Source organism: Glycomyces salinus (assembly GCF_016428645.1).
Taxonomy (GTDB): Bacteria; Actinomycetota; Actinomycetes; order Mycobacteriales; family Micromonosporaceae; genus Glycomyces; species Glycomyces salinus.
In genome coordinates, this window is sequence record NZ_JAELXW010000063.1 from 1 (window position 1) to 23,660 (window position 23,660).

General features: G+C 70.9%; 21 protein-coding genes and 1 pseudogene. 13 read left to right on the forward strand and 9 right to left on the reverse strand.

From position 1 onward, the window contains the following. The 4 genes from JFB92_RS25670 to JFB92_RS16870 form a co-directional block, all read left to right on the forward strand. A partial coding sequence (locus tag JFB92_RS25670) for a hypothetical protein (RefSeq protein ID WP_233163421.1) occupies window positions 1-239 on the forward strand: 239 nt, incomplete at its 5' end. A gap of 50 nt (window positions 240-289) precedes the next feature. Beyond that, window positions 290-2,083, forward strand: a complete 1,794-nt coding sequence (locus JFB92_RS16860; protein WP_199041449.1) for a glycoside hydrolase family 15 protein — start codon at window positions 290-292, stop codon at window positions 2,081-2,083. An 88-nt stretch (window positions 2,084-2,171) separates the two neighbouring features. Beyond that, window positions 2,172-2,747: a winged helix-turn-helix domain-containing protein gene (locus JFB92_RS16865; RefSeq protein ID WP_199041453.1), complete on the forward strand. Its 576-nt coding sequence runs from the start codon at window positions 2,172-2,174 to the stop codon at window positions 2,745-2,747. Next, on the forward strand, window positions 2,748-4,106 hold the full coding sequence (locus JFB92_RS16870; protein WP_199041456.1) for an MFS transporter: 1,359 nt from the start codon (window positions 2,748-2,750) through the stop codon (window positions 4,104-4,106). It begins immediately after the preceding gene. A gap of 4 nt (window positions 4,107-4,110) precedes the next feature. On the opposite strand, the gene JFB92_RS16875 is transcribed toward JFB92_RS16870, so the two are convergent. Beyond that, window positions 4,111-4,764 carry a response regulator gene (locus tag JFB92_RS16875; RefSeq protein ID WP_199041460.1) on the reverse strand — a complete coding sequence of 218 codons (654 nt, stop codon included), beginning with the start codon at window positions 4,762-4,764 and terminating at the stop codon, window positions 4,111-4,113. After that, on the reverse strand, window positions 4,752-5,873 hold the full coding sequence (locus tag JFB92_RS25675; protein ID WP_199041463.1) for a sensor histidine kinase: 1,122 nt from the start codon (window positions 5,871-5,873) through the stop codon (window positions 4,752-4,754). The genes JFB92_RS16875 and JFB92_RS25675 overlap by 13 nt, the downstream gene beginning before the upstream one ends. A 131-nt stretch (window positions 5,874-6,004) precedes the next feature. Between JFB92_RS25675 and JFB92_RS16885 the strand changes: the two genes are divergently transcribed. Further along, the gene (locus JFB92_RS16885; protein ID WP_199041466.1) at window positions 6,005-6,439 is read left to right on the forward strand and encodes a DUF6069 family protein; all 435 of its coding nucleotides are present in this window, start codon (window positions 6,005-6,007) and stop codon (window positions 6,437-6,439) included. A gap of 140 nt (window positions 6,440-6,579) precedes the next feature. Here the strand turns inward: JFB92_RS16885 and JFB92_RS16890 are convergent, their stop codons facing one another. Together JFB92_RS16890 and JFB92_RS26995 are read right to left on the reverse strand one after the other, a co-directional pair. Next, window positions 6,580-7,425, reverse strand: a complete 846-nt coding sequence (locus JFB92_RS16890) for an RNA-guided endonuclease InsQ/TnpB family protein (RefSeq protein ID WP_233163422.1) — start codon at window positions 7,423-7,425, stop codon at window positions 6,580-6,582. A 230-nt stretch (window positions 7,426-7,655) separates the two neighbouring features. Then, a pseudogene (locus JFB92_RS26995) lies at window positions 7,656-7,727 on the reverse strand (helix-turn-helix domain-containing protein); the annotation flags it as partial. Window positions 7,728-7,762: 35 nt separating this feature from the next. On the opposite strand from JFB92_RS26995, the gene JFB92_RS16900 reads away from it, so the two are divergent. Then, window positions 7,763-7,939 carry a FitA-like ribbon-helix-helix domain-containing protein gene (locus JFB92_RS16900; RefSeq protein WP_199041474.1) on the forward strand — a complete coding sequence of 59 codons (177 nt, stop codon included), beginning with the start codon at window positions 7,763-7,765 and terminating at the stop codon, window positions 7,937-7,939. 63 nt (window positions 7,940-8,002) lie between these two features. Then, window positions 8,003-8,893 (forward strand): SMP-30/gluconolactonase/LRE family protein, encoded by an 891-nt coding sequence (locus JFB92_RS16905; protein WP_199041477.1) that lies wholly within the window; start codon window positions 8,003-8,005, stop codon window positions 8,891-8,893. A gap of 39 nt (window positions 8,894-8,932) precedes the next feature. Here JFB92_RS16905 and JFB92_RS16910 read toward each other — a convergent pair whose 3' ends face one another. Next, a complete protein-coding gene (locus tag JFB92_RS16910; protein ID WP_199041480.1) occupies window positions 8,933-10,417 on the reverse strand; it encodes an RICIN domain-containing protein in 1,485 nt (494 codons plus the stop codon). Between the two features lie 207 nt (window positions 10,418-10,624). Here JFB92_RS16910 and JFB92_RS16915 point away from each other — a divergent pair, with 207 nt between their 5' ends. The 3 genes from JFB92_RS16915 (at window position 10,625) to JFB92_RS16925 (ending at window position 16,923) form a co-directional block, all read left to right on the forward strand. Then, window positions 10,625-12,040: a family 43 glycosylhydrolase gene (locus JFB92_RS16915; protein ID WP_199041483.1), complete on the forward strand. Its 1,416-nt coding sequence runs from the start codon at window positions 10,625-10,627 to the stop codon at window positions 12,038-12,040. Between the two features lie 43 nt (window positions 12,041-12,083). Further along, on the forward strand, window positions 12,084-13,508 hold the full coding sequence (locus JFB92_RS16920) for a glycoside hydrolase family 43 protein (protein ID WP_199041486.1): 1,425 nt from the start codon (window positions 12,084-12,086) through the stop codon (window positions 13,506-13,508). A 118-nt stretch (window positions 13,509-13,626) separates the two neighbouring features. Further along, window positions 13,627-16,923 carry a phosphodiester glycosidase family protein gene (locus tag JFB92_RS16925; protein ID WP_199041489.1) on the forward strand — a complete coding sequence of 1,099 codons (3,297 nt, stop codon included), beginning with the start codon at window positions 13,627-13,629 and terminating at the stop codon, window positions 16,921-16,923. A gap of 31 nt (window positions 16,924-16,954) precedes the next feature. Here JFB92_RS16925 and JFB92_RS16930 read toward each other — a convergent pair whose 3' ends face one another. Beyond that, complete coding sequence (locus tag JFB92_RS16930) at window positions 16,955-18,007, reverse strand: aldo/keto reductase (protein ID WP_199041492.1); 1,053 nt, start codon at window positions 18,005-18,007, stop codon at window positions 16,955-16,957. Between the two features lie 145 nt (window positions 18,008-18,152). Between JFB92_RS16930 and JFB92_RS16935 the strand changes: the two genes are divergently transcribed. After that, entirely contained in the window at window positions 18,153-18,758 is a 606-nt protein-coding gene (locus JFB92_RS16935) for a TetR/AcrR family transcriptional regulator (RefSeq protein WP_199041511.1), read from the forward strand. Window positions 18,759-18,761: 3 nt separating this feature from the next. Here the strand turns inward: JFB92_RS16935 and JFB92_RS16940 are convergent, their stop codons facing one another. The 3 genes from JFB92_RS16940 to JFB92_RS16950 form a co-directional block, all read right to left on the reverse strand. Beyond that, a complete protein-coding gene (locus tag JFB92_RS16940; protein ID WP_199041495.1) occupies window positions 18,762-19,685 on the reverse strand; it encodes a UbiA family prenyltransferase in 924 nt (307 codons plus the stop codon). Window positions 19,686-19,790: 105 nt separating this feature from the next. Beyond that, a complete protein-coding gene (locus JFB92_RS16945) occupies window positions 19,791-20,831 on the reverse strand; it encodes a hypothetical protein (protein WP_199041498.1) in 1,041 nt (346 codons plus the stop codon). Window positions 20,832-20,958: 127 nt separating this feature from the next. Next, window positions 20,959-21,414, reverse strand: coding sequence for a DUF1801 domain-containing protein (locus JFB92_RS16950; RefSeq protein ID WP_199041501.1), 456 nt, complete (start codon window positions 21,412-21,414; stop codon window positions 20,959-20,961). A 182-nt stretch (window positions 21,415-21,596) separates the two neighbouring features. On the opposite strand from JFB92_RS16950, the gene JFB92_RS16955 reads away from it, so the two are divergent. Then, the gene (locus tag JFB92_RS16955; protein ID WP_199041504.1) at window positions 21,597-22,763 is read left to right on the forward strand and encodes a serine hydrolase domain-containing protein; all 1,167 of its coding nucleotides are present in this window, start codon (window positions 21,597-21,599) and stop codon (window positions 22,761-22,763) included. Between the two features lie 490 nt (window positions 22,764-23,253). Further along, on the forward strand, window positions 23,254-23,660 hold a 407-nt coding region (locus tag JFB92_RS16960), incomplete at its 3' end, for a hypothetical protein (RefSeq protein ID WP_199041507.1).

The following is a 23,660-nucleotide window of genomic DNA, read 5'->3' on the forward strand; positions in this document are numbered from 1 at the left end:
ATCGTCTACCGACGCCGCAGGACCGCCGCCAACTGGGGCGACTGACCCGAACCGAACTGCTCGACCGAAGCGGCGGGGCGCCCGCACGTGCGCCCCGCCGCTTCGACTCCCTTCAGGACGAACACGGTGTGAAGATCCGCCCGCCGCCCGCCGGCGTCAACGACAGCCCCGGACCCGACGGGCACCCCTGCGACGACCTCGGCATCGCCTGCACCAACCCCTGGTGGCCGGCCCCATAGGACGCCCGAGACCCCTTCGGCGGCGGCCCCGATGTGCGATCGTAGGGGACATGGCTGCGCCTATCGAGGACTACGGCATGCTCGGCGACCTGCACACCGCGGCGCTGGTGGGCAAGGACGGCTCGATCGACTGGCTGTGCCTGCCGCGATTCGACTCGCCGGCCTGCTTCGCCGCGCTCTTGGGCGATGAGAGCAACGGACGCTGGCGCATCGCCCCCGAATCCGGCGGGCGGTGCGCCCGCCGCCGCTACCGGCCCGACACGATGATCCTCGAGACCGAATGGGACACCCCCGAGGGCACCGTCCGCGTCACCGACTTCATGCCGCCGCGCGGCGACGCGGCCGACCTCGTGCGCATCGTCGAGGGCGTCAGCGGCCGCGTCCCGGTGTCCATGGAGCTGCGCCTGCGGTTCCTATACGGACACAGCGAGCCGTGGCTGCGCCGCCACGACGGCGAACTGGCCGCGATCGCCGGACCCGACGCCGCGTGGCTGTCGACCGAGGCGCCCCTGGAGGTCGCCGACGGCACCGCCACCGCCCACTTCTCGGTGTCCGAGGGCGAACGCGTCTCCTTCGTGCTCACCTACGAGCCCTCCCACCTCTCCCGCCCGGATCCGGTCGACCCGGCGGCCGCGCTGGAGGACACCGAGGACTTCTGGACCGGCTGGGCCGCGCGGACCGACTACGACGGCCCGTGGAAGGACGCCGTCCGCCGCTCCCTGCTGACCCTCAAGGCCCTCACCTACGCGCCCACCGGCGGGATCGTCGCGGCCGCCACCACCTCGCTGCCCGAGCAGATCGGCGGCGTCCGCAACTGGGACTACCGGTTCTGCTGGCTGCGCGACGCCACCTTCACCCTCCAGGCCCTGCTCGGCACCGGCCACATCGAGGAGGCCCGCGAATGGCGCGAATGGCTCCTGCGCGCGGCCGCGGGCGATCCGGCCGAACTCCAGATCATGTACGGACTCGACGGGACCCGCTGGCTGCCGGAGAACACCATCGACTGGCTGAGCGGATACGAGGACTCCTCGCCGGTGCGGATCGGCAACGCCGCCTCCGACCAGTTCCAGCTCGACGTCTGGGGCGAGATCCTCGACGGGCTGCACCTGGCGCGCGAGTCCGGCCTCGAACCCGACCCCGAGGCATGGGACCTCCAGCACGCCCTGCTCGACTTCCTCGAAGGCAACTGGGACGCCCCCGACGAGAGCGTCTGGGAGGTCCGCGGCGGCCGCCGCCACTTCGTCCACTCCAAGGTCATGGCCTGGGCCGGATTCGACCGGGCCGTCAAGGCTGTCGAGCACTCCAAACGCGAAGGCCCCGTGGGCAAGTGGCGTGCCCTGCGCGACCAGGTCCACGCCGACGTGTGCGCGCGGGGCTTCGACGCCGACCGGGGCACCTTCACCCAGTTCTACGGCGGACGCGGGCTCGACGCGGCCCTCCTGCTGCTCCCGCGGACCGGGTTCCTGCCCTGGGACGACCCGCGCGTGGTCGGCACGGTCGAGGCCGTCCAGCGCGAGCTGAGCCGCGACGGCTTCGTGCTGCGCTACGACCCCGACTCCGACGGCGGCGGCGTCGACGGCCTGCCCGGCCAGGAGGGCGCGTTCCTGGCCTGCACGTTCTGGCTGGTCGACGCCCTGTGGGGCATCGGGCGCACCGACGAGGCCACCGAGCTGTTCGAGCGGCTCCTGTCGATCCGCAACGACCTGGGCCTCTTCGCAGAGGAGTACGACCCCGCGGCCGGCCGCATGCTCGGCAACTTCCCGCAGTCCTACAGCCACGTCGGCCTGGTCATCTCGGCCCGCTGCCTGTCGGGTGAGCACGACGTGGACGCGGCCCGCCACTGAGCCGTCCGGTCCGCCGAGGCAGAGGACTCGACGGAGCAATTGCAAAGACTTTTTTGCAAAAAAGTCTTTGCAATGCTAGCTTGGGGACATGGAAGACGACAGCGTCAAGCGCATCACGGACGCGGCCACCCTCAAGGCGGTCGCCCATCCCTTGCGGGCCAAGCTGCTCGGGTCACTGCGCATGGACGGGCCCGCGACCGCCAGCGAACTGGCCCGGAAGTTCGAAGAGAGCTCGGGGTCGACCAGCTACCACCTGCGGGTGCTCGCGGCCTTCGGCTTCATCGCCGAGGACCCCGAGCAGCCCAACGCGCGCGATCGCCGCTGGCTGGCGCTCCACCGCTTCACCTCCTGGAACGACCGCGACTTCGAGGGCGACCCCGCCGGAGCCGAAGCCGCCCGCTTCCTGCGCCGCGCGCAGCTCGAGGTGATGGTCGAGGACAGCGAGCGGTGGGAGTCGCAGATGGCCGACTGGAGCGACGAGTGGGTCGCCGCTCTCGGGCACAGCGACCTGAACTACCGGCTCACCGCCGCCTCGGTGCGCGAAGTCAAAGACCGCTTCAGGGCGATGCTCGAGGAGCTCGCCGATCGCGACGAGGGCGCCGAAGACGCGCAACCGGTGGTGCTGTACCTGTCGGCCCTCCCCAGAGGGAGTCGACACAGCTAAATGGATGCAGATGGACGCCTCTCCTCCCTCCGCCGCCGGTTCGTCCTCATCTCCGCCCTGAACTGGCTCCCTATCGCCATGGCGATGGCCGTCCTGATCGTCCTGATGGACTCGCGCGGCCTCGACCTGAATGTCATAGGACTGATCCTCGCCCTCTACGGCCTGACGACCGTCGTGCTCGAACTGCCGACCGGAGGGCTCGCGGACGTGATCTCGCGCCGCGGCGTCCTGGCCGTCTCCGCCGGGGTCGGCACGGTCGCTCTGGCGGGCGCGGCCTTCGCGACCGCGGCCTGGCAGTTCACGATCCTCTATATGCTGTTCGGCGTGGCGCGGGCACTGTCGAGCGGACCGGCCGAAGCCTGGTACGTCGACTCTGTCAAGGCCGTCCGCGCCGACGCCGACATCCGGAAGGGCCTGGCCGCCGCCTCGGTCGCGGGCGCGATCGCTCTGGGCTCCGGGACGATCATCGGCGGGTCGCTCGCGCTCCTGCCGATCTTCCCCGAGTCCGGCCCGGTGACCGCCGTGTCGGCCCCGATGCTGCTGGCCACCCTGCTGAACCTCGTCCTCCTGGTGACCGTCGTCGTCGGCATGCGCGAATCGACGCGCCCGAGGACGCAGGTCCGGCTCCGCGCCGTGGTCGCCGACGTGCCCCGGACCGTCGGCTCCGGCATCGCGTTGGGAGTCCGCAACCGGGTCCTGGCCCGCCTGCTGCTGACCGTCTTCCCGGTCGGCGTGGCGCTGACCAGCGTCGAGCTGCTGACACCCAGGCGCCTGCTGGACCTCACCGGAGACTCCGGCACCTCGGCAGGCGTCTACGGGGTGATCGCCGCGATCGGATTCGCGTCCCACGCCGTCGGCGCGTCGCTCAGCTCTCCGCTCGCCTCGCTGTCGGGCGGCGCGGTCCGCGGCGTCGTCGCCGGAACCCTGGTGACGATGCTCGGCCCGGTGTCGCTGTTCGCGACCGGCGGCCTGGAGGGCACCGCCAGCGTGGTCGCCACCGCGGGCGGATACGCGCTGATGTTCCTCGGCCTCGGCCTGAACGGGCCGCTCCACTCCGAACTGACCCACCACCAGGTCGAATCGAAGCAGCGCGCGACGGTGGTCTCGATCAAGTCCCTGGTGATGCAGGGCGGCGGGAGCCTGTCCAACGTCACCCTGCCGCTGCTGGCCGGTGCCTGGTCCATCCCCGGAGCCTGGCTCGTGGCGGGCCTGCTCGTCGGCGCCTCGGCCGTCCTCTACATCGGAATCTATCGCCCGGCCGAACGACCACCGGATCACGGGCCCGAACAGGACGAACCGGCGTCGGAACCTTCCGACCGGACCGACGCCGAACTCCAGCTGCCGCGGAGCGGCCGTTGACCGGTCAGGCCAGGTCCGCGTCGTGGGCGAGCAGGGCTATCTGGGTGCGGTTGTCCAGGCCCAGCTTGGTCAGGATGCTCGAGACGTGGGTCTTGGCCGTGGTCAGGTTCATCTCCAGCTCCCCGGCCAGGTCGGCGTTGCCGAGGCCGCGGCCGATCGCCAGCGCCACCTCGCGCTCCCGCGGGGTCAACTCGTCCAGCGCGGCGCGGGCGCGCTCGAACGCTCCCGACTGGACGACCGTGCGCTCCATCAAGCGCCGCATCACGCCCGGCGAGAGGATCGGGTCCCCGGCGGCGACCCGCGTGACCGCCTCGACGATCCGGGGCGGCGGCGTGTCCTTGAGGAGGAACCCTCCCGCGCCGGCGCGCAGCGCGTCGACGATGTTCTCGTCGGTGTCGAAGGTGGTCAGCACGATCACCTCCGGCGGCCGGGGCCGGGAGCGCAGCCTGCGGGTCGCGGCGATGCCGTCCACGTTCGGCATGCGCAGGTCCATCAGGACCACGTCGGGGAAGTGGGCGTCGACGGCGGTGACCGCCTCGCGTCCGTCGCCGGCCTCGGCGACCACGGTGATGTCGGCGGCGCCGTCGAGCATCATGGCCAGCCCGGCCCGGACCAGTGCGTCGTCGTCGACCAGGAGCACGCGGATCACGTCGGCCATGGTAGTCGGGCCGCGAGCCGGAACCGGCGGCCGTCGCCGCCGTGGTCCAGCCGCCCGCCCGCCAACCGCACCCGCTCGGTGAGCCCGACCAGGCCGAGCCCGCTGCCGGGCACGGCCGGAGCCGAATCGGGCTCCGGCAGGGGATTGCGCACCTCGATGACCAGCTCGGCTCCGGCCCGGCCGCCCAGGTCCACTTCGACCGGGAGCCCGGCGGCGTGCTTGCGGGCGTTGGTCAGCGCCTCCTGCAGCACCCGGACCGCGGTGCGGGCGGTGGTCGGCGGCAGGGGCGCGTCGTCGGCCTCGTCGCGCAGCGCCACCGCCTGCCCGGCCTCGCGCGCCTCGTGGAGCAGACCGCGCAGGTCCTCAAGGGTCGGTTGCGGGCGCGGGTCCTCGGACTCGTCGTCCTCGCGCAGCAGGCCGATCACCTGGCGCAGCTCGTCGAGGGCCTGGTGCACGCCCTCGCGGACCACCCCGGCGGCCCGGGCGAGCCGCTCGGGGGAGGAGTCCGGGCGGTACTCCAGCGCTCCGGCGTGCGTGGCCACCAGCGACAGGCGGTGGGCCAGCACGTCGTGCATCTCCCTGGCGAGGCTGCGGCGCTCGGCCGCGCGGGCCTCGGCGACACGCCTGCCCTGCTCGGCCTCGGCCCGCCGGGCGCGCTCGCGCAGCGACCCGACCAGCCGCCGGTGGGACCTGGCCAGCGCGCCCCAGCCGAGCACCGCCCCGTAGGAGGCGCAGATGATCGCCGTCCACCACTGGAACGTCAGGACCGAATGGGGCATCCAGATCCACCGCACCAGGTGCGCGGCGATACCGGCGGCGCACACGGCCGCGGCGACCGGGAGGTCCCGGCGCAGCGCCACCTGGAGCGCGCCGGTGGCCGCGGCCGGGGTGGCCACCTGCGACAGCATGGTGAGCGCGGTCGCCGCGAGCGCCCCGGTCACCGGCCGCCACACCTGCACGATCGCCGCGGCCAGGCTCAAGACCGCGACGGCGGCGTCGAGGGGCCGAAGCGGCGACTGGGACCACAGCGACCAGGCCGTGAGTCCGCCGACGCCGACGGCCATGACCGCGACCGCCGACGATCGCCGAGAGCTCCGGATTCCGCGCACCGGCACATGCTAGCCGTCGCCGCCGCCGCGGGTTCACCTCCGAAAGTAGGAGGCGCACCGTGCTCGGGCGGGAGACGGCCCGGCCGCGCGCCCGATGCGGCGACCCGGTCCGGCCGCCCAGACTGGCGGCCATGAACACACGAATGAAGAGACTCATCATGGTCGTCGGAGCCGCTGTCGCCTCTCTGGTCCTGTGGATCGCGGCCGTACCGGTCGGCGGGGTCGACCTGGACGTCAGGCAGGGCGAGGGCATTCGGACGATCACGCCCGCCATGGTCGTGATCGCCTGCCTGGCCGTCGGGTGCGCCGCGTGGGCGCTCATGGCGGTCCTGGAGCGGTGGACCGGCCGCCCGGCCTTCATCTGGACGGCCACGGCCGCAACGGTGCTGGCCGTGTCGGTGCTGGGCCCCCTGGGCGGGATCGGAGCGGCCGCGAAGCTGGTACTGCTGGCGATGCACGCCGTCGTCGCCGCGATCCTGTTCGTGGGGCTGACGCGCGTCGCCCGAGCCGACAGGGCCGAGCCCGCTCGGGCCGGGCTCCAGGACGGTGGAACCGCGACCGGGTAGTAGCTTCTTGACTTCCTCTCCCTCCTGAAGGAGGGAGATTCCCGGCTTGCGGTCCGCTGCGCGTTCCGGCTACGGGTGGGTTCCTGCTTCATCGTCCACTGCCAGGTTTCCCTGGTCTGACACGGACTCCACCAGGCGTTTTACGTGTCCGCAAGTCCCTCGGCCACGAGCCGCCTGCCTTCGCGGCGGATGTTGATCTCGGCGTTCTGGTCCCGGTCGTGCATGGTGCCGCACCCGCACGCCCACTCCCGCACCTTCAAGCCCTCCAGGCCCTTGGGTCCAGTAAGGGCGCCGCAGGTCGAGCACAGGCGGGTGGAGGGGAAATCGCGGGCGACCTTGCCGAAGGTACGCCCGGCACGCTGCGCTTTGGATTCGAGCTTGCCCAGGAACGCACCCCAGGCGGCGTCATGGATGGACTTCGCAGCCCGGCCACGGGACAGGCCCTTGACACCCAGAGTCTCGACGTAGATGCCTTGGTTCTCGGCAACGATCGCCTTCACCTGCTTGTCCAGCCAGTCGTTCCGCTGCTGGCGCACCCGCTCGTGCACGCGCGCGACCTTGATACGGGCCTTGGCCCGGTTCGAGCTTCCCTGCTGCTTGCGCGACAGCGCCCGCTGGGCCTTCTTGAGCTTGCGCTCCATCCGCTTGAAGAACTTCGGATTGTCGATCACCTTGCCGCCGCGCATGACCGCGAACGGCTTGAGCCCGAGGTCGATCCCGGTCTCGGCGTCTTCGTCGGGGATCGGCTCCAAGGCGTCGGTGTCATCGTCGACCGAAACGACGAAGGAGGCGTAATACTCGCCCGTGGGAGTCTTGATGACCGTGACCGAGCTGGGCGCGGACGGAAGATCACGCGACCAAGCCACTTTGAGGTCGCCGATCTTGGGCACGCGCAACCGGCCGTTGTCCAGCACATTGAACCTGGCATTGCGGGTGAAGCGGATCGACTGCATGTTCGAGCGGCGCTTGAACCGGGGCGGTCCCATGCGCGCTTGCCTTTGATGGAGGCGAAGAAGTTCCGCCAGGCCCGGTCGGCATCGGCCAAGGCCTGCTGCAACACCACGGCCGACACCGCACCCAGCCAGGACCGATCAGGGGTGCGCTTGGCGTCGGTGATCAGCGCCTTGGACAGCGCTGCCGTGGTCGGGTACGGCAGGCCCTCGGCGTGCGCCCGCTTGCGGGCGGCCACGGCATCGTTGTAGACCACACGCGCGCACCCGAACGCCCGCGCCAGCGATTCCCGTTGGGGGCGCGTCGGGTAGATCCGGTACCGGTACCGCAAATGCACACCGGAATGGTACCAGACTGGTGTATGGTGTCGTCATGGCGACCTTCACCATCCGCATCCCAGACGATCTTCACGCCAGGCTCAAGGCCAGGGCCAGAACCGAACATCGCTCGGTCAACGCCGAGATCGTGCACTTGCTGGAGACTGTGCTCAACAGTCCCGCTGACGCGGGACCGCGAGCAAGCAATCGCCCGGATTCACCTCCGGCCTAAAGGCCGGAGCACTCTCCGGAAAACCGGTATCGGACCCAGCCCACCGAAGAAGGAGTCGTTCCCATGAGCACCACCCCGGTCGCGTTCGAGCGTCACGACGAGCGGTTCGACATCGCAGGCGACGACTATCTGGAGTGCCTGTTCTCCGATGGCCGCTGGACCGAGGGGCCGGTGTACATCCCCTCGGGCCGCTACCTGCTGTTCAGCGACATTCCCAACGACCGGCTCATGCGCTGGGACGAGACCGACGGCTCGGTGAGCGTCTTCCGCTCGCCCGCGGGCTACACCAACGGCCACACCCTGGACCGGCAGGGCCGCCTGGTCAGCTGCGAGCAGGGCGAGCGGCGCGTGACACGCACCGAGCTGGACGGCTCGGTGACCGTCCTGGCCGACCGGTGGCGCGGGAAGCGGTTCAACAGCCCCAACGACGTGGTCGTCTCCGGCGACGGAGCGGTCTGGTTCACCGATCCGCCCTACGGCATCCTCAGCGACTACGAGGGCCACCGGGCCGAGCCGGAGATCGAGGGCTGCCACGTCTACCGCGTCGACCCGGGCTCGGGGGAGGTCGAGCGCGTCGCCGACGATTTCTCCCGCCCCAACGGGCTGGCCTTCTCGCCCGACGAGCGCACGCTGTACGTCGACGACACCGCCCGGGGACACATCCGAGCCTTCAGCGTCGACGGCGGGAGCCTCGGGGGCGGCGGGGAGTTCGCGAAGGTGCCCGCCGGCAACCCCGACGGCCTGCGCGTGGACGTCCGGGGCCGGGTCTGGGCGGCGGCGGCCGACGTGTTCTGCTTCGACCCCGACGGCACCCACCTGGGAACGCTGCCGATCCCGCAGCCCGCGGTGTCCAATCTGGTCTTCGGTGGCCCGAAGCGCAACCGCCTGTTCGTCACCGCGACCAATTCGGTCTACTCGATCCTGCTGAACACCAACGGCGCCTGGCGCCTCTAAGCGACGCGGGGCCGGGTCTCCCGGCCCCGCGCGCCTAGGCTAGAGGCTCCACTGCTGGTTGGAGCCGCCGGTGCAGTCGTACTGCTGGATGCGGGCGCTGTTCGCGGTCGAGGAGTCGATCACGTCCAGGCATTTGCCCGAGTGCCGCGCGACGATCTCGACGTAGCCGCTTCCCGCGTCGCGGAGCTCCCACTGCTGGTTCTCGCCGCTGTGGCATTCCCACTGGATGATGCCGGCGCCGTTCGCGGTGGAGACGCCGTCGACGTCGATGCACTTGCCGGACGCCTGGGAGATGAGCCGGTAGTAGCCTCCGCCGACGTCCTGGAGCTGCCACTGCTGGTTGGTGCCGCCGTGGCAGTCGTACTGGATGATCTCGGCCCCGTCGTCGGTCGAGGCGCTGACCACGTCGACGCACTTGCCGGAGTTCCGGTTCACGATGTCGACGACGTCGCCGCCGCCTCCGATGTCGTCGCCCCAGGCGTGGCGCAGCCGGTCGGCGCCGGTGTCGTTGCGGACGGTCACGGTCAGGTCGGTGCCGCCGCCGCCGAGTGCGTACATGGAGTACCAGTCGTAGCCGATGTTGCCGGTCTTGCCGCCGAGCGCGGGCCAGTAGGTGCCGCCCATGTTGTTGTCGTGCATGACGTCGGTGATCGCTCGGATGTGGCGGACGAAGTTGTCGGTGCTGGCGGCGTTGCTGTAGTCGCGGCCGTCGTTCATGGGGGCGCCGAACTCGGTCGGGACGGTGCGGGAGGCGCAGTCGCCCAGGCGGGTCTCGATGTGGTCGCGCCAGGCGGCATAGCTCATCTCGCCGTAGAAGAAGGCGTAGTGGTGGAACGACAGGAGGGTGCCGTCGAGGCGGCTGTCGGCGCACACGGGCCTGACGTCCTGGTTGAGGCCGACGCCGGCGACGAGGACGCGGCCGGGCGGCACCGAGGAGCGGGAGTCGAGCCAGTGGGCGGCGAAGTCGGTCCATTCCGAGGAGCTGTAGCCGTGCGGCTCGTTCATCACTTCGAAGTAGACCTGGCCGTTGGAGCCGTACTGGGAGACGATGGTGTCCCACATCGAATCGAAGGCGCCCATGTCGGCGACCCGGCCGCCGGAGGACGCGCCGTCCTCCCAGTAGGCCAGGATGACCTTGAAGCCGCGGTCGGCGGCGGCGTCGATCACGCCCCGGTAGGAGTTCCACCAGGACGTGCCGACCGTGTGGGTGTTGACCGGCAGCCGGACGGTGTTGACGCCGAGCGTGTCCTCGAATCCGTCGAAGACCGAATCGGCCTTGGCGCGCACGGTCTCGTAGCTGTCGGACTGGCTCAGCCCGTGGATGACGAGTTGGCCCTCGGAGAAGTTGTCGCCGAGGACCGCCCAGTTGACTCCTCTGAATTGGCTGGTGTCGGCGGCGGCCGGCGTGGCGCCGGCGAGGACGAAGACCGGGATGAGCGCCAGCGTGGAGACGACGCCGATCAGCATCCGGCCGAGAGTACGGACTATTCCGGGCGAGCGCCCTTCGATGTTGGTTTTTGACATGGTGCTCCCTTGTGCCGAGCGGTGTGCGATACCGGGCCTTGCCACCGCGTACCAGGGGCGACCGTATTGGAAGATCGGCCGCCATGGCTTACACTAGCACAGTGTATACACATATTTCGATGTATTAGCTCAAGATCCAACCTCACTCAACACATCGGCCCAAGCAGTGCCGAGCCCCTCCCGGGGCCGGCCGGACAGGAGACCCTCATGACCCTCACCGTGAAAAGGTCCCTCGCCCTAGTCGCCGCGACTTTCCTCGCCCTGGCTCTCGTGGTCGCCGGCGGCGAACCGGCCGCGGCCGACCCCGACCCGCCCGACGGCGCCTCGGTCAACCTCGCCGCCGCCCACAGCGGCAAGTGCATGGACGTCATCAGCGCCTCCACCGACGACGGCGGCGAGGTCGCCCAGTACGACTGCAACGACGGCGCCAACCAGATGTGGCGCTTCGACGACCTCGGCGACGGCCATGTCCGCATCAGCGCCCGGCACTCGGACAAATGCCTCGACGTCGACGCCGCGTCGAGCGACAACGGCGCCCGCGTGATCCAGTGGGAATGCCACGGCGGGACCAATCAGCAGTGGGAGGTCCAGGACGCCGGGGAGGGCGCGATCCAGCTGGTCGCCCGCCACTCCGGCAAGTGCCTGGAGGTGCCGAGCGCCTCCACCTCCAACGGCGCGCGCCTCCAGACGTGGGAGTGCGGCACCGGCGACCACCAGCGGTGGGAGATGGAGCTCGTCTCGTCTCCGGCCCTGCCCGGCCTGTTCGCCGACCCGAACATCGCCCGGTTCGGCGACACCTACTACCTCTACCCGACCACCGACGGCTTCTCCGGCTGGTCCGGAACCCAGTACCGGGCGTTCTCCTCGACCGACCTCGTCAACTGGACCGACCACGGAGTGATCCTCGATGTGAACGCCGACGTCTCCTGGGCCGACAACTCCGCCTGGGCGCCGGGGGTCGCCGAACGCGACGGGAAGTACTACTTCTACTTCTCCGGCGGTCGCACCAGCGGCGACACCCGCAAGCAGCTCGGGGTCGCCGTCTCCGACTCGCCCACCGGGCCCTTCACCGACGCCCTCGGGCACCCGCTGGTCTCCGCCGGGGAATACAGCGGCCAGGCGATCGACCCGGCCGTGTTCACCGACGACGACGGACGGTCCTACCTGTACTGGGGCCAGGGGGCCTCGCACCAGGTGCCGCTGAACGACGACATGGTCTCCTTCGACGCCGGCGACGTGGTCAGCTACAACCCGCCGGACTACAACGAGGGATCGTTCGTGATCAAGCGGGGGAGCACCTACTACTTCATGTGGTCCGAAGGCGACACCCGAAGCGAGGACTACCGGGTCAACTACGCCACCGGCTCCTCGCCGCTGGGCCCGTGGAGCGCCCCGGCCGGGGTGATCCTCCACAAGGACGAGAGCCAGGGCATCCTCGGCACCGGACACCACTCGGTGGTCCAGGTGCCCGGCACCGACGAGTGGTACATCGCCTACCACCGCTTCGCGATCCCCGACGGCGACGGCACCCACCGCGAGGTCATGATCGACCGCCTGCACTTCAACGCCGACGGCTCGATCCGGGAGGTGGAGCCCACGATCGAGGGGATCGACCCGGTCTGACCCCGCGCAAGCCCTCCTCCTCTCCTCACAGAAAGGCCCACGCATGTCCAAACACATCTCACGCAGGGGCGTCCTGCTGGGCGCCGCGTCGGCGTTCGGCGCGCCGCTGCTGCTGCCGGAGTCCGCGGCCGCGCAGCAGTCCTACACCGGCTACCTGATGGCCCATTTCACCGGCGAGAGCTCCGACGGCGAGCAGATCTACCTCGCCCACTCCGGCGACGGCCTGCACTGGTCCGACCTGAACAGCGGCGGCCTCGTGCTGCGCTCGAACATCGGCACCGCCGGGGTGCGTGACCCGGCCCTGGTCCGCTCGCCGTCGGGCGACCGGTACTGGATCGTGGCCACCGACCTGCGCATCGCCAGCGGCATCTCCTGGTACGACGCGGCCAACAACGGCAGCACCGCGCTGGTGGTGTGGGAGTCGACCGACCTGGTCAACTGGTCCGAGCCCCGGCTGCTGGACGTGGCCGGCTCGATCGGCGACGCCGGCTGCGCCTGGGCGCCCGAGGCGATCTGGGACTCCGCCTCCGGCGACTACGTCGTCTACTGGGCGACCAACTCGACGTTGAACGGGGTCAAGAAGCACCGCGTCTGGTACGCCCGCACCGGCGACTTCCGCAGCGCCTCGGCCCCGCAGCTCTACGTCGACCGCCCCGGCAGCGAGGGGGTCATCGACACCCAGATCATCGAGGTGCCCGGCAGCATCGGCGGCTGGCGCTACTACCGTGCCTCCCGCGATGACCGGATCACCATCGAGGCGTCGAACTCGATCACCGGATCGTGGACCCACATTGGCAACCTCGACCACTTGGGCGACGCCGGCAACGGCGTCGAGGGGCCGATGTGGGCGAAGTTCAACGACCGCGACGAGTGGGCGCTGTGGAACGACCGCTACACCACCGGCTCGGGCTACATCCCCATCACCTCCACGAACCTGGGCAGCACCCAGAACTTCCAGCGCGTCGGCGGCTACGACCTGGGCGGAACCCTCAAACGCCACGGCTCGATCCTCAACCTCACCGCGGCCGAGGAGTCCCGGGTGCTCGACCGCTGGGGCGGCGGGTCGGCCAACCGCCTCCAGTCGTACAACTTCCCCGACCGGTACGTGCGGCACGCCGACTTCGACCTGCGCATCGACCCGAACCCCAGCCCGGCCCAGGACGCGCAGTTCCGCCTGGTGGCGGGCCTGGCCGACTCCGGCGGGGTCTCCTTCGAGTCGGTGAACTTCCCGGGCCGGTACATCCGGCACTGGGACTTCGACCTCCAGCTGGAGGAGAACGACGGCTCGGGCGCCTTCGCCGACGACGCGACCTTCCACCGGGTCGCGGGCCTGGCCGACGGGTCCTGGTCGTCGTTCAGATCCCACAACTACCCCGACCGCCACATCCGCCACTACGGCTACCTGCTGCGCATCGACGAGATCACCGACGCCACCGGAAGGGAGGACGCCACCTTCCGCATCACCTGAGCCCGCCGAAGCGGGAGGGGCCGGTCGACTCGCGGCAAGCACGGGTTCGCACGGAGTTTGAAGATTATTTTCTCTTCTCCATCTTTTCTTGGAGCTAATCTTCAGGCATCGTATGGGGGTGCGAACTCCCCCCGTGCTCCTCGCGGCCTCCGCCGTGCTCGCGACCGTCGTGGCCGCTCCCGCTTCCGCCGAGACCGCCACCCAGAACACCGACAGCATCGCCGTCGACGGTGAGACCGGCACCCTCGCCCCCGGCATCGCCCTCGAGTCCTACGACCGCTGGGAGGACCAGGGCTGGCTCCGCGCCGACGCGATCACCGTCGACCTCACCTCCGAGGTCGCGGCCGAACTCCTCTCTCCGGGCCGGGTCGCCGACTCGGCGCCCGTCCGCGAGCAGGTCGAGGGCCATGACGACGTCGTCGTCGCATTCAACGCCGACTACTTCGACATCAACGACACCGGCGGCGCCCAAGGCGTGGCCATCGAGGACGGCGCGCTGATCAAGTCCGCCGACTCCGGATCGGCCAACTCGGTCGCCTTCGACGACGAGGGCCGCGGATCGATCCGGTCGATCGGCTTCACCGGCACCGCCACCGTCGACGAGCTGGTCCTCGACCTCCACGGCCTCAACAACACCACCCTCCCGGCCGACGCGATCGGCCTCTACACGCCCGAGTGGGGGACCGCCGACCGCGCCCGGACCGCCGAAGGCGCCACCGAGCTGCGCGAGGTCACCGTCGTCGACGGCCTCGTCACGGCCGTCACCGACTCGCCCGAAGCGGGGCCCGTGCCCGAAGGCGGCTTCACCCTGTTCGGGCGCGGGACCGGGGCCCAAGCGCTCGCCGCGCTCGAGGTCGGCGACGGCGTCACCGTCGACTACGAGCCGGTCGTCGACGGCGAGGCCCCGCATACGGCCGTCTCGGGCCGCCAGGTCCTGGTCGAGGACGGGCAGACCGTCCCCCACGCCGACCAGACCCGCCACCCGCGCACCGCCGTCGGATTCTCCGAGGACGGCGCCACCATGTACGTGGTGACCTTCGACGGCCGCCAGGCCGCCAGCGGCGGCTACACGCTCGACGAGGTCGCCGCCGAGCTCCAGGCCATGGGCGCCCACGACGCGCTCAACCTCGACGGCGGCGGCTCCTCCACGCTGCTGGCCCGCGCCCCCGGCACCGACGAGCTGGTCACCGTCAACAGCCCCTCCGACGGCGTCGAACGCCCGGTCGGCAACGGCCTGGCCCTCACCGTCCCGGCCGGCGACGGCCGGGCCACCGGCTTCGCAGTCGAACCCCAGGCGCCGTTCGACCCCGGCGCGATCACCGAGGCCGACTTCGGCCGCGTCTTCCCCGGGCTGAGCCGCCCGCTGTCGGTCGCCGCCCACGACAGCGCCTACGCTCCCGCCGAGGCGACGCCGAACTGGCGCACCAGCCCGTCGTGGTACGGCCACGTCGACGACGACGCGGTCTTCCACGCCGGACACCGCCCCGGCAACGTCACGGTCACCGCCAAGCACCGACACGCCAGCGGCTCGACCGAGATGACCGTCCTCGGGCCCCTGGCCGCCATCGAGCCCTCGCAGAGCCTGCTCGCCCTGCCCGACGCCGAAGGCACCGCCTCGTTCCACGTCGTCGGCACCGACGCCGAAGGCTTCACCGCCCCGATCGACCCGGCCGACATCGACCTCGAATACGACGGCGACCCCATATCGATCGAACCCGACGGCCTCGGCGGCTACACCGTCACACCACATGGCGACAGCGGCTCGGGCACCGTGAACCTGGCCGTCGGCGGCCGCACCGCCAGCATGGCCGTCACCATCGGACTCACCGAAGCGGACGTCGCCGACTTCTCCGACGCCACCGACTGGTCCTTCTCGGCCGCCCGCGCCACCGGTTCGCTCGCCCCCGGCGAGGGACACGAGGGCGACGGACTCACCATGGACTACGACTTCACCCAGTCCACCGCCACCCGCGCCGCCTACGCCACGCCCCCGGAAGACATCGCAGTCCCCGGGCAGCCGCAGCGGTTCGGCATGTGGATCAAGGCCGACGAGAACGGCGAATGGCCGTCCCTGCACCTCAAGGACGCCGAAGGCGGCAGCGTGGTCCTGCGCGGCGACCATCTGACCTGGGAGGGCTGGCGCTGGGTCGAGTTCCAGGTGCCCGATGGCACCGCCTACCCGGTGTCGGTGCACCGGTTCTACGTCGCCGAGACCAGGCCGGCCGTCTCCTACCAGGGCGAGATCTCGATCAGCGGCCTGGTCGCGCAGGTCCCGCCCGAAGTGGACCTGCCCGAGGCGCCCGCCGAGCGCGACCCGCTCGTGGTCGGCGACGTCGACGACGCCGACTGGACCTTCGCGGTCATGTCGGACGCCCAGTTCGTCGGCGAGGACCCCGACAGCCCGATCGCCGAGTCGGCCCGCCGCACCCTGGCCGAGGTCGCCGAGTCCGACGTCGACTTCCTCATCGTCAACGGCGACCTGGTCGACGAATGCGAGAGCGACGACCTGGCCCTGGCCGAGCGGATGCTCGACGAGGAGCTGGGCGACGAGGTCGAGTACGTGTACGTGCCCGGCAACCACGAGGTGATGGGCTGCGACGTCGACGACTGGTCGGCGGTGTTCGGGCCCGCCCACCAGACCTTCGACCACGAGGGCACGCGCTTCATCACGCTCGACACCTCCGGGCTGACCATCGCCGACGGCGGCTTCGAGCAGATCGCCGCGCTGCGCACGGCGCTCGACGAGGCCGCCGACGACCCCCGGATCGAGTCGGTCGCCGTCGTCGCCCACGTCCCCACCCGCGACAAGGACCCGCAGCACGCCAGCCAGCTCGGAGACCGCTACGAGTCCGCAGTGGTCGAGCAGTGGCTCGGCGACTTCGAGTCCGAGTCAGGCAAGGAGTCGATCTACATCGCGGCCCACGCCGGCTACTTCGCCGCCGACCACGTCGACGGTGTGGCCTACTGGGTCAACGGCAACTCCGGGAAGGCCCCGCACGGCGCGCCCGAGGACGGCGGCTTCGTCGGCTGGACCGAGTTCGGCGTGAACGAGCAGAGCTCCCTGCCGTGGCTGACGCGGGACGAGCCGTGGATCTCGGCGCAGGTGCGCCCGCAGCTCGACCGGCTCGACATCGACGCGGCGACCGACATCGACCGGGGCGAGACCATCCGGATCGGAGCCGAGCTCACCCGCGGCGAGACGGTGGTGCCGGTCGGATACCCGATGAGCGTGACCTGGAGCGGATCGGCCAACGTCTACATAGGCGAGCGCCGGCCGGGACCGCTGCACTGGCTGTTCTACGACGCCTGGTTCGACCCCGAGACGAACGAGCTGGTCGCCTGGCGCGACGGGACGGTCGAGGTGACCGCGACCGTCAACGACGTCGAAGCGACGCAGTCGATCGCGGTCACCTGACGCCGACGCCCGCTGCCGCGCGCTCGGTCGCTCAGGCGGCCGAGCGCTCGGCGACCGGGCGGCGGCGCAGCGGGGCGCGCAGGATGGCGGGCGGGTCGTAGGCCATGTCGAGCCTGCCGATGTCGGTTCCGGGCGGGACGATCTGGTCGATCCGGTCGAGGATCTCGTCGGAGAGCCCGACCTCGACGCTCGCGAGCAGGTCTTCGAGCTGCTCGATCGTGCGCGGGCCGATGATCGCGGAGGTGACGCCGGGGTGGCCGATGACGAACGCCATCGCCATGTGGGTCAGCGGGACCCCGGCGTCCTCGGCCACGGGGATGAGCCGTTCGACCGCGTCGAGCCGCTGCTCGTCGGACAGGTACGCGAAGCCGAACTGGGACCGGTGCGTGGTGTTCTCCCGCCCCTTGCGGTAGCGGCCGGTGAGCATGCCTCCGGCGAGCGGGCTCCACACCAGCGAGCCCATGCCGTACTCCTGGACCACCGGCAGGACCTCGCGTTCGATGCCGCGGTTGAGGATCGAGTAGTGGGGCTGCTCGGTGCGGAACCGGACCAGGCCGCGCCGCTCGGCGACCCAGTGGGAGCGGACGAGGTCCGAGGCGGGCATGGAGGAGGTCCCGATCGCCCGCACCTTGCCGTCGCGGACGAAGTCGGTGAGCACCGAGAGGGTCTCCTCGATGTCGGTGTCCGGGTCGGGGCGGTGGATCTGGAACAGGTCGATGTAGTCGGTTCCCAGCCGCCGCAGGGAGCCCTCCAGGGCGCGGATCAACCAGCGGCGCGAGGCGCCTTCGCGGTTGGGGACGGCGGGGCCGTCGCCGTGCGGGTCGAAGTCGACCGGGAAGCGGGCCTTGGTCGCGAGCACGACGTCGTCGCGGCGTCCCTTGAGGGCTTTGGCGACGATCTGCTCGGACTCGCCGCCCGAGTACATGTCGGCGGTGTCGACGAAGTTGATCCCCGCGTCGAGGGCCCGGTGGATGATCTTGACCGAGTCGTCGTGGTCCGGGTTGCCGGCCGATCCGAACATCATCGCGCCGAGCGCGTACGGGCTGACCTTGATGCCGGTCCGGCCGAGGGTGCGGTACTGCATGCCGTCTCTCCTGATTTCGGCGGCCGAGGCGTGGTCGGCGCGCTGCCGATGCCGTATCCTCGACCTAAGCGGAATGGTCTTCCACAAATATACGGAAAGGATTTCCGTTTAAGAACTGCGAGGGAGAATTGTGACTGAGGACACGGTGTCCGCCGGCGTCGACGCGAACAGAGCGGCAGGTCAGAACGAATCCAAGCCGCAGCGGCGGAAGCGCGCCGACGCGCAGCGCAACCTCGACGCGCTCCTGGAGGCGGCCGTGACCGTCTTCGCCGCCTCGGGCGTGGACGCGCCGGCCAAGGAGATAACCGACCTGGCCGGGCTCGGCGTCGGCACCCTCTACCGGCACTTCCCCAAACGCTCCGACCTGGTCAAGGCCGTGTTCCGGCGCGAGGTCGACGCCTGCGCCGACGCCGCGCCCGTGCTGGCCGCCGAGCACGAGCCGGCCGTGGCGCTCGAGAAGTGGATCCTGCGGTTCACCGAGTTCCTCAAGGCCAAGCGCGGCCTGGCCGCCGCCCTCCACTCGGGCGACCCGGCGTTCGACGAACTGCCCGACTACTTCCTCCAGCGGTTCGAACCGGCCCTCGGCTCGCTGCTGGAGACCGCCGCCGCCGCCGGCGAGATCCGCGGCGACGTCGGCGCCGAGGACCTGCTCTTCGCCGTCGCCAATCTGAGCCTGCCCGGACCCGAGGACGGCACCGGCTACAGCCGCCGCATGATCGGCCTGCTCCTCGACGGCCTCCGCCGCCTCTGACCGCTACAGCGAGTCGACATAGGTCACGACGAAGCCCGCGCACGGCACCAGGTACGCGCAGGCCACGACCGTGACCGCCGAGAACGACGGCCGGTCCCTCAGCAGGATGCGGTACAGCGCCAGCAGCACCGGCGCGGCGATCAGGTGCAGCGGGACCAGGGAGGCGTCCACGACCGTGTCGGTCACCGCCAGGCAGAGGGCCAGGACCGCGCTCGCCGTCCACAGCGCGAAGCCGAGCTCGAAGACGGCGCGGCCGCCGAGGACCACCGCGATGGTGTCGATCCCCGCCCGCCGGTCGGCGTCGTGGTCGGCCGCCGTGGTCGGAAGGTACAGCGCGGCCGCGGCCAAGACCCCGACGACCGCGATCGCCCATGGGAATCCGGCGGCCGAGTCGGTGAAGGCGACCCATCCGCCCAGCGGGCCGAGCACGCCGACGACGGCGTTGGCCGCCAGGTCGGCGCCCGGCCTGGCCTTCAGCCGGACCGGGGGAGCGCTGTAGGCCCAGCCGAGCAGCACCACCAGCGCGGTCCCGGCGGCGAAGAGCGCCCCGAGCGGAACCGCCGCCAGCACCGTCAGCGCCGACGCCGCCGCGGCGATCCGGCGGGCCGCCCGCGGCGGGACCCGGCCCGACACCAGCGGCGAGTCGGCCTTGCGGGGGTTGACCCGGTCGCTTTCGAGGTCGTACGCGTCGTTGACGGCCAGCACCGCGAGCCACAGCAGCGGCCCGGTCACCAGGACCGCGTGGGCCATGGTCGCGATCTCGGCCCCGCGCGGGACGATGCGGTGCGTCGCCAGGACGAAGCCGATCTCCATCATCACCACCGAGGCCGTCCAGAACCGCGGCCGCGACATCGCCAGCAAGTCCCGCGCGATCCGGCCCGGCCCCGCGCCGAAGGCCGACCGCCCCCGGGCGCGAAGCGAACTCACCGGTCGAGCCGCAGCGGTCGATTCGGTCCGGTCGGATGCGGCGGGTGCGGCCATGAGGGTCTCCCGGTCTCGTGACCGCCCGGTCTGATCGGGCGGCGCCTGCTCTCAGCCTCTGCCGGGCCGGGCCGAATCCGTTCCCTCCGGGGAGGGAACCGGCTCCCTCCCGAGTGGGACATCGGCGGCGTCGCGATGAAGCCGTCGCACGGCGTAGCCGTAGACCGCCGCGGTCAGGGCGATTCCCCAAGGGAGGATGAACAAGCCGGGGAGCGATGCCCCCCAATCGCTCCACGCGTATTCTGCGGTCACGATGTCGAGAGCCGTCCCGGGCGTGAACCGCAGTCCCATTTGGATGATCATGGTCGCGGCCAGCAGACCCGGCACGACCGCGAACCAGATCGGCACCCGGCGGCCCCGCAGTACCGGTATCCAGCGGGGGAACCGCTCACCCCAGCGTCGGACGAGTCCGATGGTGAGCACCGCGCCGATGGTGGGAAGACCGCCGAACACGAGCGCCACGCCGAGCCGCTCCAGCCCGCTCCACTCATCGAGGCCCTCGCCGGAGGTGCCGAGCGGAATCCCCAGTGCCCACGAGACGCGGACCACGGCGTACGGCAGCGCGAGGACGGCTGCGGTGTACGCCGCCGCCTTGGCCCACCGAGGTTCGCCGCGCGCGATGAACCACGAGACCCCGCCCGCCGGCCGGGTCGCCGCGGCCGCCATCCACACGAACCCGCCGGCGATGGCGACGACTTGGGCGCCGAGGGCGCCGTCCCACAGCCCCGTGTACGCGAAGAACAGGTAGGCGAAGTTCTGGATCACCCGCGCGTCGGGGACGACCACGAGCAGCAGCACCCCGAGGGCGACCGCCGGGACCGCGGGCCAGAGGCGGCCGGGCGCGCCCCACATCGCGACGGCGGTGAGCAGTCCGGCCAGCCCGACCGCGGCGGCCACGACTCCGGTGTGCTCCGGATCGAGGCCCTCGAGATAGGACCCGACCTCGCCGGTGCGAGGGTCGTTCGTCCCGAACGGACTCGCCACCGCACCGGCGGTCCACAGTGCCCCAACCGCCAGTGTCAGCAGCGACCAGGCCGCGGCGGCGGCCAGCAGCAGCGCGTGCCGATCAATTCCTTCGAGCTTTGCGGCCATGACGCCTCCAGTCCGGCGGCCGGCCGCCGATCGACCGGCCGATATCACCAGACTGCGGAGCCGCCGGACCGACCGCCTCCCGCTGCCGAGGGACCGCGCTCCCTCGGCAGCGGGAACGGACCCCAGGTCAGCTCACGGCCCGTTCGACCAGGCGGCGCACCGTCGCCTCGGCCTCCTCGCTCAGCTCGGTCACGGCGTACGAGGTCGGCCAGAGGCCGCCGTCCTCGTCGAGGTCGGCCTCGGCGGTGAACCCGAGCGAGGAGTACCGCTCCTTGTCGGCCTTCCCGCTGCGGAAGAAGCACACGACCTTGCCGTTCCTGGCGTACGCCGGCTGCCCGTACCACAGCTTCGGCGCCAGCTCCGGGGCCGCGGCCGTGATGATCTCGTGGAGGCGGGCGGCGACCGCGCCGTCCGGCCCGTCCATGTCGGCGATCGCCGAGAGCACCGCCGCGGCATCTGATGCCGCCTTCTTCCCGGAGCGGCCCCCGCTCGCCTCGGCCTTCAGCTCCTTGGCGCGGGCCTTCATCGCGGCGCGCTCCTCGGCCGAGAATCCCCCTTCGGCGGACTTCGCGTTATCACCCATGACGTTCCCTTCGCTGCGGTTGTGGTGGTGCCTCCACGCTATGGGAATCGGGACCGGAGCGGCTTCTCGATTCCTGATCGCTTCGAAACCCCTGGCCCGTGCCGGGGGTCGGGTGAGCCGGAGGCCCATTCTTACAGTCTGGGGTAATGTCACGCCCTATCGCGGCCCGTAGCGTCGCGGCAATGAGAACGCCAGTAATCGCCACCGCGGCCTTGACACTCGGACTCCTCGCCTCCACCGGGTGCGCCAACGCCGACCAGCCCGACAAGCCCGACACCGACCTCCTCCAGGACAGGCTCGACGACTTCGCCGGGCTCTCCGAGCACGCCGTCCTCGCCGAGGTCCGGAACGGGGACCGGACCTGGTCCGAGGCGACCGGGCCCCGGAACCTCGACCCCGGCTCCGACCAGGCCCGGCCCGGGGACCTGGTCCGCATCGGCAGCGCCACCAAGTCGTTCACCGCCTCGGTCCTCATCCAGCTCGAAGGCGAGGGCGAGCTGGACCTGGACGATCCGATCGGGGACCATCTGCCCGGGCTCCTGCCCTACGACGAGGACCCGACGGTCCGCCAGCTCATGACGCACACCAGCGGCCTCCCCGACTTCCTGCCCCGCCTCTACCCGTCCCTGGCCGAGGGCGACGTCAGCGACATCCGCGAGGGATACCGGAACGACCACGAGCCCGAGGAGCTCGTCGCACTGGCCGCGCAGGACCCGCCGCTGTTCGAGCCGGGCGAGGGCTACGCCTACTCCAACGCCGGGTACGCGGTCCTCGGCCTGCTCATCGAGGACCTGACCGGAAACACCCTCGGCCACGAGCTGGAGGACCGCGTAATCGAGCCCGCCGGACTCGACGACACCTATCTCCTGAGCCCGAACGGCGCGATCCGCGGCCCGCACCCGGTCCCGTACATCACCACCGGCGAGAGCGACGACCCGTACTTCGACACCACGGGCCTGTCAGGCACCCAACTGTGGGCCGGCGGCGGCATCGTCTCCACCACGGGCGACATGAACGACTTCTACGGCGCGCTCACCGACGGCACACTGCTGACCGAGCGGCAGCTCGCGGAGGCCACCGACTGGGTCGACACCGGCAAGAGCCTCCGCTACGGTCTGGGCCTGTTCGGCGAGCAGTTCGGCTGCGCCGACGATCCCGAAGAGGTCTTCATCGGCCACACCGGCGACGCCCTCGGCCACGAGGTCTCCTCGTTCCACTCCGTCGACGGCGAACGCCAGGTCACGGTCGCCTGGAACATCGGCGACAAGCATGGCTACACCGATCCCGATGAGTTCGTCCGCGCGCTGGACGCCTTCATCGAGGCCGGACTCTGCGACGCCGACGCCTGACGATGCCCCCGGTTCGGGGCCCTATCCGCAGGCGCGTGTCCGAGTCGCAGCCCTCGAAGGGCTCCCGGTCGCCCGGTAACCGGGAGCCGTACACGCGGCGGGGCCGAGGGGCCGCCGGGCTTCTGGCCGGGGTCGGCGATGGTAGTGCCTTGTGGATGATCGAAGTCCGACTCCGGCCTCCCGGCCGTATCCGGTCCAGGTTCAGGCGGTCAGCGACGAAGAGGTGTGTGGAGGGCTGGGGTCGGTGGCGCGCCTTGGGTCGAGTGGCCCCGGGACTGGCAGCTGCTGCGAGGGAGGTTCGTCTTCTGTCGAGTGTATGCGGTGCCGAGCGTGGATCGTCTGGGACGCAGCCGGTCCCGGGTGCAGAACGTGAAAGCTTTCCCACCCTGCGGGTGATGGCAAGCGCTGGTTGGGCTGTCACCATTGATGTAGCACAACCGGACGGAAACCGACCGGATGATCGACGACTCGGATCAAGGGGGTGTGGCACATGGCCAGGAGCGTGAACCCGGCGGAGCGGAGCGAGAAGGCCCGTGCCATCCACGCCCAGTTCGATCAGGCGGCTGCGGCCATCAACGCCTTCCACGCCCAGGTGCTGTCCGGGGTGATCGAGGCCCAAGCCTGGAAGATCCATCGTGATGTCGACGGGTTCTCGGCCCTGCGGGACTGGCTGGTGTCGAAGTTCGACTTCCACTACAAGACCGCCGCCGACCTGGCCGCGATCGCCCGAGGCGCCCGCAAGTTCCGTGTCCTGGCCGAGGCTGCTACTTCGGGTGCGGCGCGGATCGATCAGGTCGCGTTCGCGGTCCGTGCCCTGTCCCGCACCGCGGCGATGCGGCTGTATGCGACCACCCCGTACCGGAAGCCGGTGGCCTCACCGTACGACCCCGAGGTGCA

Bases quoted from the DNA above. Each gene is read 5' to 3' on its own strand.
- JFB92_RS16860 (WP_199041449.1), top strand. From the start codon at position 290: ATGGCTGCGCCTATCGAGGACTACGGCATGCTCGGCGACCTGCACACC.
- JFB92_RS16865 (WP_199041453.1), top strand. From the start codon at position 2,172: ATGGAAGACGACAGCGTCAAGCGCATCACGGACGCGGCCACCCTCAAG.
- JFB92_RS16870 (WP_199041456.1), top strand. From the start codon at position 2,748: ATGGATGCAGATGGACGCCTCTCCTCCCTCCGCCGCCGGTTCGTCCTC.
- JFB92_RS16875 (WP_199041460.1), bottom strand. From the start codon at position 4,764: ATGGCCGACGTGATCCGCGTGCTCCTGGTCGACGACGACGCACTGGTC.
- JFB92_RS16885 (WP_199041466.1), top strand. From the start codon at position 6,005: ATGAACACACGAATGAAGAGACTCATCATGGTCGTCGGAGCCGCTGTC.
- JFB92_RS16890 (WP_233163422.1), bottom strand. From the start codon at position 7,425: ATGGGACCGCCCCGGTTCAAGCGCCGCTCGAACATGCAGTCGATCCGC.
- JFB92_RS16900 (WP_199041474.1), top strand. From the start codon at position 7,763: ATGGCGACCTTCACCATCCGCATCCCAGACGATCTTCACGCCAGGCTC.
- JFB92_RS16905 (WP_199041477.1), top strand. From the start codon at position 8,003: ATGAGCACCACCCCGGTCGCGTTCGAGCGTCACGACGAGCGGTTCGAC.
- JFB92_RS16910 (WP_199041480.1), bottom strand. From the start codon at position 10,417: ATGTCAAAAACCAACATCGAAGGGCGCTCGCCCGGAATAGTCCGTACT.
- JFB92_RS16915 (WP_199041483.1), top strand. From the start codon at position 10,625: ATGACCCTCACCGTGAAAAGGTCCCTCGCCCTAGTCGCCGCGACTTTC.
- JFB92_RS16920 (WP_199041486.1), top strand. From the start codon at position 12,084: ATGTCCAAACACATCTCACGCAGGGGCGTCCTGCTGGGCGCCGCGTCG.
- JFB92_RS16930 (WP_199041492.1), bottom strand. From the start codon at position 18,007: ATGCAGTACCGCACCCTCGGCCGGACCGGCATCAAGGTCAGCCCGTAC.
- JFB92_RS16945 (WP_199041498.1), bottom strand. From the start codon at position 20,831: ATGGCCGCAAAGCTCGAAGGAATTGATCGGCACGCGCTGCTGCTGGCC.
- JFB92_RS16950 (WP_199041501.1), bottom strand. From the start codon at position 21,414: ATGGGTGATAACGCGAAGTCCGCCGAAGGGGGATTCTCGGCCGAGGAG.
- JFB92_RS16955 (WP_199041504.1), top strand. From the start codon at position 21,597: ATGAGAACGCCAGTAATCGCCACCGCGGCCTTGACACTCGGACTCCTC.